This window comes from Terribacillus halophilus, assembly GCF_900162685.1.
In the GTDB taxonomy this organism is placed as follows: Bacteria; Bacillota; Bacilli; order Bacillales; family Amphibacillaceae; genus Terribacillus; species Terribacillus halophilus_A.
The window spans coordinates 2,499,772-2,512,563 of the sequence record NZ_LT727828.1; the positions used below are offsets into that span (position 1 = coordinate 2,499,772).

Sequence of the window (12,792 nt, forward strand, 5' to 3'; positions counted from 1 at the left end):
ATATGTAGAACAAGAGCAAAAAAACATTTAATGGAAATGGGGGAGTTGTTATTGCACAGAACGAAGGAACTAGCAGCGTCAATAGAGAAAAGTGCAACAGCAGATGGAACACATAATACATCTATACCTGGCTTACAGCTTATTCGAGCTTCTCGAATCTCTGATCCTGTATACGCTGTTTATGAACCTTCCCTATGTGTCGTGGCCCAAGGCTCAAAGATGGTGATGCTAGGAGATGAAAGCTATACATACGATTCGGCCAGTTATTTGACTGCTTCTGTTCATCTGCCAATCACAGGGCAAGTAGTAAAGGCTTCACCGGAAAGTCCTTATTTAAGTGTAAGTTTACAGCTTGATATGAATTTAGTTTTAGAAGTGCTTCAATCCTCAAATCAAATTACCCAAGACCAATCCCCAAGTCGTGGTCTAGTCATCAATCGGGTAGACAACTCGCTTATCGAAGCAGTGCTGCGGCTCATCAAGCTACTGGAAACCCCGCAGGATATACCAGTACTTGGCACCAGTATTAAGCGAGAAATTATATACCGTGTTCTGCAGCATGATTACAATGATTCCATGAAACATTTTGCGCTTGCAGGTAGTCAGGGGCAGCGAATTGCGAAGGTGATTGGAATGCTGAACCGAAAATTTGTCCAGCCGCTAAAGGTAAATGAATTGGCGAAAGAAGCCAGTATGAGCTCTTCATCATTTTATAGCCATTTTAAAGAGATAACAGGCATGAGCCCCGTCCAGTACCAGAAACAACTCCGTCTGCAGGAAGCACGCCGATTGCTCTTAACAGAAAACCTGGAAGCAGCTGAGGCTGCGTTCCAGGTAGGGTATGAAAGTCCATCACATTTCAGCCGAGAATACAGCCGAAAATTCGGTCTGTCGCCTATTAAAGACATACGGCGTCTGCGGGAATTGTTATAAGAAAATGGGATTACTGGTATCCTGTATTAATGATGCAACTAAAAAAAAAAAACCAAACGGCACTGTAATTTAAGCAGTACCGTTTGGTTTGACTCTTTAAGCAAACATAATAAAGTTCTTTGAACCTACATCACGTCATTCAGCTCTCGACTCTGTCTCGTCTGTCATCACATCATACTCACTATTCTGCCGTATCAAAAACAGCAGTACTCCAATCAAAGCAATCGCCCCGCCTGTAAACTGAAGCAAAGTCAATTTTTCACCTAACAGCCAAACGGCAAGAAGCGTTGCGCCTACAGGTTCACCTAGCACACTCATGGATATGGCAGTAGTATTTACATAGTTTAATAGCAGATTAAAGATGACATGTGCTATTGTTGGGAAAATAGCCAATAAGATGAAGATTTTCCATTCATCAAAGTTATAACCGCGAATTGGAATGCCTGCTGCAAGATTATAGATATTCAGCCACACAGCTGCTGATAAGAAGACACAAAAACTGTAGATCCAGTGTGATACTTTCTTTACATTATTCTGTCCAATCAGCAAATACGCAACGACAGCAATAACACTGCAGAAAGACAGCAAATCCCCGATCAAAACCGTTGATGATTGCAAACCAAAGTCTCCCCAACCAACCATCACAACACCTACAATGGAAATACAGATTGTCGCGATAACAGTTTTTGATGCTTTCTCTTTATATAAAAAAAATCCTCCAGCCATTGCGACGATCGGCTGAAGAGAAAGAATAATAGTAGAGCTCGCCACAGTTGTCAGCTTTAAAGAACTGAACCAAAGTGCAAAATGTGCCGCCAAGCAAGCGCCTGACAAGACGAAAAATAATGCTTCTCTGCTGCCAATTTTCTTAAATTCTTTTCTACTCATCCAAACAACTGGCAAAAGAAAAAAGCAGGCCAAGTACATACGATTCATACTGAGAATCGTGGCTGGTGCATCAGACCACTTCACGAAAATAGCTGCAAAAGAGATGGCAATAATAGAAATGACTAAAAGAATGGCAACCCGGTTCGACTGCACAGCGAACCCTCCTCACTTCTGATTGGAATATTTAGTTTGTTAGTTAGCTTGATTATTTGTTTAGTAATCCCTAACAACTCTGTATTTAGGGATTGTGTATGTACCAATAGCAAAGGAACATACCGACCAGGCATGTTCCTTTGTCTTATTGCGCACAGCCGCCAAACTGACGCTGTCTCGCTTCTGGATTTACTTGTTCGTCTGCGTGATAGGAGGAACGGACCATAGGGCCTGCTTCGCAATGGCTGAAGCCTTTTTGCAGTGCAATTTCCTTTAGTTCCGCGAATTCATCTGGATGATAGTATTTCTGTACTTTCAAGTGCTTGAAAGATGGCTGTAAGTATTGGCCAATTGTCATAATATCCACACGGTGTTCCCGCAAATCATCCATCGCTTGAATGATTTCTTCTTTTGTCTCACCTAAACCAAGCATGATGCTGGATTTGGTCGGCACATCGGGTGCAATTGTTTTTACGCGGTCAAGCAATTCAAGTGAACGATCGTATGTGGCGCGGTGACGAACGGACGGCGTAAGTCGACGCACTGTTTCAATATTATGGTTAAAGATATCCGGTTTGCTATCCATTAAAGTTTTAATGCTTTCGTATGTACCTTTCATATCAGATGGCAATACTTCAACCGTTGTATTCGGCATCTTACGGTGAATTGCACGTACCGTTTCTGCAAACACTGCGGAACCGCCATCTTCCAGATCATCACGTGCAACAGCTGTTACGACTGCATGACGCAGTCCCATTTTAGCAACAGAATCAGCAACTCGCTCGGGCTCGGCCCAATCAAGCTCTGTTGGTTTGCCAGATGTGACAGCACAAAATCGGCAGCCTCTTGTACATATGGAGCCTAGAATCATAAATGTCGCTGTTTTACGTACAGACCAGCATTCATAAATATTCGGACATTTTGCTTCTTCACATACCGTATGTAAGTTCATTTCACGCATCATTTTCTTTAAATCCATATAATCTTCGTTCGTATTGAAATCAATCTTCAGCCATTCCGGTTTGCGGAGCATGCCTTCCCGCCGCTCTGCCATTGTTTTTTTTACCATTTCCGTTCCTCCTTAACGTGCATATAAGAATTCGTGATTCTGGTATTTTTCCTTCGCTAGCTGTTCAATTGCTTCTAGTTGGTCTGCTGACAACTCCAATCTTTCAAACGTTACACCCAATCCTTTTTGAAAACCGTCTAAAAATGCAGCCCGTATATCTTCGATAGTCATATCCGACGGAATAAATTCCTGCAAACTAGCTGCCTTTTTGGCGAAACTTTTGTAAGTACGTTCTTTCACTCGTTCATTGGGGTAGATAAATAATTCCAATAGATCCTCCAGATCAAGCCAAATTGGAATTGATCCATGCTGGAGGATGACACCTCTCTGTCGTGTCTGTGCACTGCCGGCCGTTTTTCTTCCGTCAACATTGATTTCATACCAAGAAGCTTCTTCAAAGCAATTCGCTGTACCTTTCGGCTTGGAATCAGCCGGTATAGCGAACTCCGCTTTTATACCAAGATTCGCAAAACCAAGCAGCAGTCCCTCTGATAAAACCTTGTATGCTTCTTTGATGGTCGATGGCATGCCAGGGTAATCTTCGGAAACAATCATGCTATACGTCAGTTCGTTATGGTGCAGGACAGCCTGTCCGCCAGTTGGACGGCGCACCAATTCAAATCCTCGTCTTTGGATTTCTTCCAAATCAAATCGCTTTTTTGTCTTTTGAAAATAGCCTATCGAAAAACCTCCAGGCTTCCACCCATAAAAACGTAATACTGGGGCGATCTGTCCCTCTCGGTGCCATTGCATCAGCATATCATCAGCTGCCATGTTAAAGGCTGGCGTATGATCACCGTCGTCCCAGAAAACCCAATTCCGCACATTGTCACCTTCTTAGTTTAAAAAGTTCAAATAATCTTAACAATTCTCATTTTAGCTCCCGTTAAGCGCAATTCGCAACCGCTTTCTCAAAACCCGACTATTATACTAGGATAATTGTACCTTTTCTTCCATGGAAATTTTTATCATAATGTGAACGTTAATAAATCCTATACTGGTTTTCTTCTACACGCCAAATCTCCCAGCTCATGGACAAGAAGACCGTCAATATAATTGACGGTCTTCTTGTCCTTACTTGTCTGCCCACACAGTATTCGCAACATCCACAATAAAGCGCAGCTTATCCCACTGCTGTTCTTCTGTTAGTTTGTTGCCATGATGTGTGGAAGCAAAGCCGCATTGCGGGCTCAGGCAAATTTGATCTAGCGGTACGTATTTTGCTGCCTCTTCAATACGTTTAATGATATAATCTTTATCTTCCAACTCACCAAACTTGGATGTTACAACTCCTATTACTACCCTTGCTCCTCCTTCTGGAATGTAAGCAAGCGGTTCAAACGAGCCAGAACGCTCATCATCGTATTCTAAAAAGAACCCGTCTACTTTTTCCTTCGCCAGCAGATCTTTGGCAATAAGATCATAGCTGCCACCAAAAGCATAAGTAGAGCGATAGTTTCCGCGGCACAGATGAGTTGTCACTGCCAAATCTTCTGGTTTGCCTTCCAACACACCATTAATGACCCGGCGTGCTAGATCAATTAGAAATTCCCTGGAATGTTCTCCACTTAGTTTTAAATCAGGTGAAGATAATCCCGCGATATATACGTCATCCAGCTGTAAATAACGGACACCGGCATCATAGAACGCTTGAATTGCGTCACGATAAGCTTGAATCACATCAACAGCAAAATCTTCAATATCAGGATAAACACTGCGATCACGGATATCTTCATGGAAAAGCTGGTTCGGACTTGGAATCGTCTGCTTTGCAACTGCACGACCGTCTACAATTTCATGGAAAACCTTATAATCTTCGACAAATGGATGATTGGGATTAAAGGAGACTTTTCCTGTGTTTTTAATATTGTAGCGTTCTGTTTCCTCACCTTTGAATAGATATCCTGTGTCCGGAATATACCCAGTAATACCATTCAAATTTTCCAGAAAATCAGTGTGCCAGAATCTTCTGCGGAATTCCCCGTCTGTTACAAGCTCCAGACCTACTTCGATTTGTTTATCAACAATACGCTTAATTTCTGTTGTTTCAATCGTACGAAGTTCTTTCTGGCTGATATCGCCATCCTTAAACTGCTGTCTCGCTTTGTGCAGGCTTTCCGGGCGCAGTAAGCTCCCTACGTGATCCGCTCTGAATGGTGCTGTTTTCGTTGTCGTTGTCATGTTCATCTCTCCCATTATGGTTTTATCGTTTCTGTTACTTGTGCTGCAGCAGCTAAAGCTTGCTGCAGGTCTTCCAGCAGATCATTTGCATGCTCCAATCCGACGGACAAACGAAGCAATCCATCTGTTATGCCTCGTTTCTTCCGCTCTGCTTCCGGCATCGCAGCATGTGACATGGAAGCTGGATACGATAGAATCGATTCTACTGCGCCAAGACTTACAGCAAAGATTGGAATTTGCAGCTGTTCTACAAATACCTTTGCATGCTCTCTGCTCGGCAGCACAAAGGATAATACTGCACCATTTCCACTGGCTTGCCCTGTATGTATGTCATGTCCCTGATGATTGGGCAAGCCAGGATAATACACATTTTCCACAAGCGAATGTTCAAACAGGAAACCTGCAACTCGCTCAGCTGTGTTTGACGCTTGATGTAATCTTGCTCCTAGCGTCTTCATGCCTTGCAGCAGTAAATAGCTATCCTGGGCACCGAGTATGGCTCCAAAAGTGTTTTGAATAAATGCCAATCGGGAGCCTAGTTCTTCATCTTTTGTAATCGCCAGACCGGCAATGATGTCACTGTGACCAGACAAAAACTTTGTAGCACTATGAAGCACCACATCTACTCCCAGTGACAAAGGCTGCTGATACAGCGGCGTCAAAAATGTATTGTCCAAAAACGTTAAGCAGTCCTGCTGTCTGGCTAGCTGAACAATCGCACGGATATCTGTCACTTTTAAACAAGGATTAGAAGGTGTCTCCAGGTAGATTACTTTTGTATTCGGACGTATGGCTTCTCTTACAGCAGTCAGATCTGTCAAATCAACGAAAGAGTAACTAATCTGGAACTTTGGCAGGATTTCACTTACAAACCGGTATGTTCCCCCGTACACATCCTCTGTCACAATGACATGATCCCCTGCAGACAGAAGCATGAAGGCAGAAGATATAGCTGCCATGCCGGATGAAAATGCTAAGGCGCGCGTGCCGCCTTCCAGCTCGGCTGCTTTTTGTTCCAATGCTTCCCGAGTCGGGTTACCAGAGCGACTGTAATCAAATGGACCAAAGCCGTCAAAGCTTTCCTGATGAAAAGTAGAAGATAAATAGATTGGCACATTCACCGCACCCGTGCGCTGTTCTCTATGTGTTCCGCGGATACATGTTGTTTCTGTTTGCTGTTTATACATAAGATGACCTCCTAATCCAAATTAGCAAAAGCCTGCTGCAGATCTGCAATCAAATCTTCCGCATCTTCAATGCCGACTGAGAAACGAAGCAGCCGATTACAAATCCCTCTGGCTTCTCTCTCTTCAACAGGTATGTCAGCATGCGTCTGTGTTGTTGGATAAGTGATAAAGCTTTCAACCCCGCCAAGGCTCTCCGCAAATGTAATCACGTTTAAGCTGCGGAGAAACGGATCAATCCAGCTGCTGTCCTGGACACGGAAGGAAAGCATCCCGCCTTTTCCTGCGTACAGCACATCCTTCACTTTTGGCTCTTCTTCGAGATAAGCAGCGATTTGCTCTGCATTGGATTGATGCTGACGCATTCGTAGCGGCAGTGTCTTCAAACCTCGAATGAGCAGCCAGGCATCAAGCGGAGCTAGTACGGCACCTGCACCATTATGGAGCACCGCCAAACGATTGGATATTTCTGTTCCTTTGCTGACAACCAACCCAGCGAGTACATCATTATGGCCGCCAATGTACTTGGTTGCACTATGAATAACAATGTCTGCCCCGTCTGCAATTGGCTGCTGTAAATAAGGCGTTAGGAATGTGTTGTCGACAATCAGCAGCAGGTTATAGGTCTTAGCTAATTCGCTGTAAGCCGCGATTGAAAATTCCTGCATAAGCGGATTTGTGGGTGTTTCAAGGAAAATAGCTTTCGTATTCGCTGTAATTGCAGCTGCTGTCTCTTCCACCGTCCGAAAAGGAGTATATATCGGCTTTATGTCGTATGCTTCTTCATAGAAATCAAACAGCCGGTATGTGCCGCCGTATATATCTTCCGGAACAAGAAGTTCATCGCCACTGCGAAATAATGATAAAACCAATTGAATGGCTGCCATTCCTGAACTGCATGCAAAGGCACAATCACCTTTCTCCAGCTCAGCAAACCCTTCTTCAAGTACCGTTCTAGTTGGATTCTTCGTACGTGTATAGTCATAACCTGTTGATTCGCCAATACCCGGATGTGCATAAGCAGTTGATAAATACAATGGCGGATTTACTGCTCCTGTTGTCATGTCGCTGCGATTTCCTAATTGTACGAATGCGGTTTCCAAGTTGTTTTTCATCTTGCTTCTCACCCTTCTAATCAAAAAAAGAACCTTCTCCCAAAAGGAAGAAGGTTCAGTAATAACCGAATCAGCTTCTTATCTTTAAGGCAGATACCTTTTGGATTTAGCACCGTGTCTCTTCGACTGGTTGCTGAGACATCACAGGGCCAATTCCCTCCGTCTCTCTTGATAAGAAAAAATATTTAATTTTTAATATTAAAGTTATTCTAACATACAAAAAATAGCAGTCAATATATTTTTAGAAATTTTCTGCCAAATAAACTTTTCTTTATTGATATTTTTAGCATCATCTGGCAATTTCCTAAGTAAGTATGAAAAGAGGATTGACAATCTATCGTTTTCCGTCTATTCTGTTTCTTACAAATGATATTTCTTATCAAGATTGGTGGAGGGAATGGCCCGTCGAAACCAAAGCAGCAGGCTGTAAACACCAGCACTGTGCTAATTCCAAGTGTGACATACACTGAAGATAAGAAGAGCGGAATTGCGGCATCATCCCCCCTCTTCTTTCTGAAGAGGATTTTTTTTGCGAACAATCCCGATTATTTTGATTGGATATATCAAGATTTTTATAGGAGGTAAAGAATGGAAATGCACACAAAAAACCTAGCTGATGTACATATCGACTTAGAAAACGATTTTACGGAGGTTGTTGAATGGCGACGATACCTCCATCAGCATCCGGAATTAAGTTTTCAAGAAACCGAAACCGCCCGGTTTATTGCTGACAAACTCCGAAGTTTCGGCTACGAAGAAATAAAGACAAATGTTGGCGGATATGGAATTGTTGCCACGCTGACAGGAAAAACAGAGGGACCGACAATCGCCTTGCGAGCAGATTTTGATGCGCTGCCGATTGAAGACGAAAAAGATGTCCCTTATCGTTCCAAAGCAAACGGTGTTATGCATGCTTGCGGACATGATGGACATACCGCTGCGCTCCTCGGAACCGCTAAAGCACTTATTAATCAAAGAAACAGCCTTAAGGGGAAAGTAGTATTTTTATTCCAGCCAGCTGAAGAAGTGCCGCCAGGCGGGGCAAAAGCGATGATTGAAGATGGTGCACTTGAAGGTGTCGACTATGTGTATGGCGCTCACCTCAATTCTGCTTCCCCGGTAGGAAAAGTTAATGTTGGCGAAGGCTTCAAGATGGCTGCTGTCGATAAATTTGCAATTACCATTCAAGGAAAAGGCGGTCATGGCGCAGCGCCACAAGAAACGGTTGATCCCATCGTCATTGGCAGTGATATCGTCAGCGCCCTACAAAAAATTGTCAGCCGACGAGTCAGCCCGCTGGAATCTGCAGTCGTCACACTTGGGGTTTTCCAGTCCGGTCAAGCGTTCAACGTAATCCCAGATACCGCAACAATTGAGGGTACTGTCCGTACATTCAATGCAGCTATCCGTCAGCAAGTACAAGAGCAAATTGAAGCAATTGTTGCCGGAATTACGAGCGGTTTTGGCGCAACGTATTCTATTGATTACTTGAATGGTTATCCTGCTCTTTACAACCACCCAGAAGAAACCGCTTTGCTAAAGCAGCTATTTACGGAAGAGTTCGGGGAGGAACAAGTTATACCGTTTGAAACAGGCATGGGTGCAGAGGATTTTGCTTATTACTTACAAGAAAAGCCGGGCAGCTTTTTCAAAGTTGGCTCTCGCAATGAAGATACTAGCACGCACTTCCCGCATCATCATCCGAAGTTTGACATTGATGAACGCGCACTGCTCATTACAGAAAAGGCATTTACAAAAATTGTATTCTCGTTATTAGGAAGCTAAGGAGGAATTAACTTGAAGAAACTCGCACTTATTTTATTCGGATTATTAGGAGCCATCGCGCTGTTCGGCTGCTCTAACAATTCCAGCAGCAGTTCGGCTGGCGGCAGCGGGGAACCTGTCGAAGGCGGCGACTTAAACGTTGCCATGGGCTCAGAACCTGACACTTTGGACTGGATGTATTCTGGTGAAAGTGCTACACGGAAAATCGGCTGGCATATATATGAAGGATTATTCGCCTTAGATAAAGAATATCAGGCTCGTCCGTTGCTAGCGGAAGATTATACAGTAAGTGATGACAAGAAAACCTACACGATTACACTTCGTGATGGCCTCAAGTTCCATAACGGCCAAGATGTTACTGCAAATGACGCGAAAGCATCACTTGATCGCTGGACAAAGGTATCTTCTGTGGGAAAAATTGCGTCTAGCCACATCAATTCTATTGAAGCAACAGACGATAAAACGTTAGTTATTACGCTAAAAGACGTGTATACCTCTTTACTGACAGACCTAGCCGCACCAAAAGCTTCAGCAATTATCATCCCATCTGATGTTGCCGAAGCAGCAGGTGAGCAGCCGCTGACAAATGAACAATTTATAGGTACTGGACCATTCCAATTCGAGTCTTGGAAAAGCGGAAATGAGATTGTTCTCTCGAAGTTTGCAGACTACAAATCACGTGACGAAGAAGATTGGGGCGGTTTAACAGGTAAGAAAACAGCTTACCTGGATTCCATCCACTTCAAAGTAGTGAAAGATCCGCAAGTTATGCTCAATGGTTTGAAAACAGATTTGTATGATTATGTGCAATCCATCCCGCTTGATTTGTATGAAGTAGTCACTTCTACACCGAATGTGGAAGCTGTTACATCAAGTAATGGTTATTCCGTCATCACACCGGATAAGTCAGAAGCACCATTTGATGACTTAAAAGTCCGTCAAGCGCTCCACGCTGCTTTAGATAAAGAAGCAATGGCAAAAGCAACTTACGGGAACGATGATTTTTATGAACTGGACGGTGCATTATTCACACCAGATCAAACCGCACTTTATTCAGATGAAAATATTGATAACTTTGCTGCCTTCGACGAAGAAGAAGCGAAAAAACTGCTAGAAGAAAGCTCCTATGACGGCCAGCCAGTGAAGATTATCTTCTCTAATGACAACGCAGATTATGCGAAGATTGCTGAGATTGCTGAGCAACAGCTGGAAGCCGTTGGATTTACGGTAGAGCTGGAATCGTATGAATGGGCAACGTACTTGGAAAAATGGGGCGATGCGAAGAATTGGGATATGGTCGTTGTTGGCTGGTCGCCATTCTTCTCCCCGAACCAAGCTGGTATGGTAAGCCGCGAAAACAACAGCAGCGGCTGGTATCACAGTGATCGCTGGCAAGAACTTCTCGCACAGTGGGGAACAGCAGATGAGGGTGAGCAGCAGCAGATTTTAGCTGAGCTCAACAAAACGCTTTATGAAGAACTTCCGTTTGAAAAAGTGACGAATATTTCTGCTTTGGACGCCCGCACGACAGATTTGCAGGGCTTTGACGAGTGGTATGGGCCTCGCTTCTGGAATACTTGGAAAACGAAGTAATGCCTGCAGAGAATCGCCTGCGTTACATGCAGGCGATTCTCTTCTATTTTTATTAAAAGGAGTGTGGAAGCGTGCTCGGTTATACGATTCGCAGATGCTTATCTGTTATTCCGGTTATGTTTGTTGTGAGCATTATCGTTTTCTTACTTGTTCACCTAACACCTGGAAATCCTGCACACATTATTCTTGGAGAAGATGCATCCCCTGAAGCGGTAGCACAACTTGAAGAGCAGCTCGGGTTAAATGATCCATGGTATATTCAATTTTTTGATTGGCTGAAACAAGTCGTTACAGGTGATCTCGGTACGAGTGTCTTTTCTGCACAGCCGGTAACGGAATTGATCTTCTCCAATTTTGGTCCAACTTTCAGCTTGATGATCTTGTCACTTCTTTTCATCTTGGTTATCTCCATACCATTAGCCATTTTGATCGTTTCTTTACGAAAAACCATTTTAGATCCTTTATTCACATCTGCATCGCTTCTAGGTGTGTCGGTGCCTGAATTTTGGCTAGCTATCTTACTTGTACTTGGCCTCGGTGTATCAATTCCGATTTTCCCAGTAGCTGGCTATATGCCAATTGCAGAAGGATTTGGATCCTGGCTTTACCATTTACTGCTGCCAGCATTTGTGTTAGCCATACTAGAAATCGGCATCATCGCTCGTATGCTTCGTGACAGCATGCTTGATTCTGTTAACCAGGATTATACGAAGACTGCCCGAGCAAAGGGTGTTCGTGAACGCGATGTGTTAATGAAACATGTCTTTGCCAATGCCTTAATCCCAACAACAACTGTACTCGGTGCCACCGTTGCCGGTTTGCTTGGCGGAACAGTTATTATTGAGACACTCTTCACGATACCCGGAATTGGACAGCTGCTGATCGACTCCATCCATCGCCGCGATTATCCAGTGATTCAAGGTGTGGTGTTGTTTATCGCTGCAATCTATGTATTGGTTAACTTAATTGTCGATCTGCTATATGCATTTTTAGATCCAAGAATCCGTTATGACGAATAAGGAGGTACATAACCGATGATGTCAAAAAAAAGGAATCTAATTGCTTTAGCTATTTTCTTATTAATAGCATTAGGGACAATTACAGCAAACTTATGGCTGCCACTCTCCCCTACCGCCATTGATGCAGAACAGCGACTGCTGTCACCATCTGCCGCTCACTGGTTTGGTACGGATGATTTTGGACGCGATATCTTTGCACGGGTTGTCGTCGCTGCCCGCGTTTCACTTGCTGTCGGCGTCATTGTAGCGATTGTCGCTACCGTGGTCGGTACATTGATTGGACTTATATCAGGCTATTTCCGTAAAACGGATTTTATCCTCATGCGTATTGTAGATGGATTTCTTGCCTTCCCTGCCCTATTGCTGGCGTTAGCGCTAGTTGCAGCACTTGGCGGAAGTATTACGAATATCGTCATCGCATTGACTATCGCCTTTTTCCCAGTCATGTCACGTGTAGTCCGTTCAGCCGTATTGCAAATCAATAATGCGCAATATATAGAAGCAGCCAAAACGACCGGAACAAATAACTTTGTCATCCTTTTTCGATATGTTTTGCCAAATGTACTTTCACCGATTATTGTGCAAAGTACCTTCATCTTTGCTAAAGCAATATTGGCGGAAGCTGCGCTCAGCTTTCTTGGTGTCGGAGTTAATCCTTCCACACCAACATGGGGAAACATGCTGCAAGAGTCGCAAATTTATATTACCATTGCGCCTTGGTTTTCAATCTTCCCAGGTGTTGCAATTGTCATTACGGTATTGTCATTGAATATACTCGGTGATGGACTTCGAGACGCTTTCGATCCACACAGCATGAAGAGAAAAAAGAAAAAACGCAAACCGAAACAAACAGCACCAGCTGCTTAAGGGGG

General features: G+C 43.7%; 11 protein-coding genes and 2 riboswitches. Of the genes, 5 read left to right on the top strand and 6 right to left on the bottom strand.

The annotated features are described in order from the left end of the window. Positions 1–36: 36 nt before the first annotated feature. Positions 37–933: an AraC family transcriptional regulator gene (locus B1K52_RS17295; protein WP_077310650.1), complete on the top strand. Its 897-nt coding sequence runs from the start codon at positions 37–39 to the stop codon at positions 931–933. Positions 934–1,068: 135 nt separating this feature from the next. On the opposite strand, the gene B1K52_RS17300 is transcribed toward B1K52_RS17295, so the two are convergent. From B1K52_RS17300 to B1K52_RS17325, 6 genes are all read right to left on the bottom strand, one after another. Next, a complete protein-coding gene (locus tag B1K52_RS17300; RefSeq protein ID WP_077310461.1) occupies positions 1,069–1,974 on the bottom strand; it encodes a DMT family transporter in 906 nt (301 codons plus the stop codon). Positions 1,975–2,119: 145 nt separating this feature from the next. Beyond that, entirely contained in the window at positions 2,120–3,043 is a 924-nt protein-coding gene (lipA, locus tag B1K52_RS17305) for a lipoyl synthase (protein ID WP_256855954.1), read from the bottom strand. Between the two features lie 12 nt (positions 3,044–3,055). Next, positions 3,056–3,817 (bottom strand): lipoate--protein ligase family protein, encoded by a 762-nt coding sequence (locus B1K52_RS17310; protein ID WP_077310652.1) that lies wholly within the window; start codon positions 3,815–3,817, stop codon positions 3,056–3,058. 300 nt (positions 3,818–4,117) lie between these two features. Further along, the gene (locus B1K52_RS17315) at positions 4,118–5,224 is read right to left on the bottom strand and encodes a 5-methyltetrahydropteroyltriglutamate--homocysteine S-methyltransferase (RefSeq protein ID WP_077310462.1); all 1,107 of its coding nucleotides are present in this window, start codon (positions 5,222–5,224) and stop codon (positions 4,118–4,120) included. 14 nt (positions 5,225–5,238) lie between these two features. Further along, positions 5,239–6,411, bottom strand: coding sequence for an aminotransferase class I/II-fold pyridoxal phosphate-dependent enzyme (locus B1K52_RS17320; protein ID WP_077310463.1), 1,173 nt, complete (start codon positions 6,409–6,411; stop codon positions 5,239–5,241). 11 nt (positions 6,412–6,422) lie between these two features. Further along, a complete protein-coding gene (locus B1K52_RS17325; RefSeq protein WP_077310464.1) occupies positions 6,423–7,523 on the bottom strand; it encodes a methionine biosynthesis PLP-dependent protein in 1,101 nt (366 codons plus the stop codon). Between the two features lie 75 nt (positions 7,524–7,598). Then, positions 7,599–7,701, bottom strand: a riboswitch (SAM riboswitch). A gap of 195 nt (positions 7,702–7,896) precedes the next feature. Beyond that, positions 7,897–8,002: riboswitch (SAM riboswitch) on the top strand. Positions 8,003–8,111: 109 nt separating this feature from the next. Here B1K52_RS17325 and B1K52_RS17330 point away from each other — a divergent pair. The 4 genes from B1K52_RS17330 (at position 8,112) to B1K52_RS17345 (ending at position 12,787) form a co-directional block, all read left to right on the top strand. After that, on the top strand, positions 8,112–9,308 hold the full coding sequence (locus B1K52_RS17330) for a M20 metallopeptidase family protein (protein WP_077310465.1): 1,197 nt from the start codon (positions 8,112–8,114) through the stop codon (positions 9,306–9,308). 12 nt (positions 9,309–9,320) lie between these two features. Next, positions 9,321–10,901: an ABC transporter substrate-binding protein gene (locus B1K52_RS17335; protein ID WP_077310466.1), complete on the top strand. Its 1,581-nt coding sequence runs from the start codon at positions 9,321–9,323 to the stop codon at positions 10,899–10,901. 71 nt (positions 10,902–10,972) lie between these two features. Next, positions 10,973–11,920 carry an ABC transporter permease gene (locus B1K52_RS17340; protein WP_077310467.1) on the top strand — a complete coding sequence of 316 codons (948 nt, stop codon included), beginning with the start codon at positions 10,973–10,975 and terminating at the stop codon, positions 11,918–11,920. Positions 11,921–11,935: 15 nt separating this feature from the next. Next, complete coding sequence (locus B1K52_RS17345) at positions 11,936–12,787, top strand: ABC transporter permease (RefSeq protein WP_077310468.1); 852 nt, start codon at positions 11,936–11,938, stop codon at positions 12,785–12,787. The last annotated feature ends 5 nt before the right edge of the window (positions 12,788–12,792 follow it).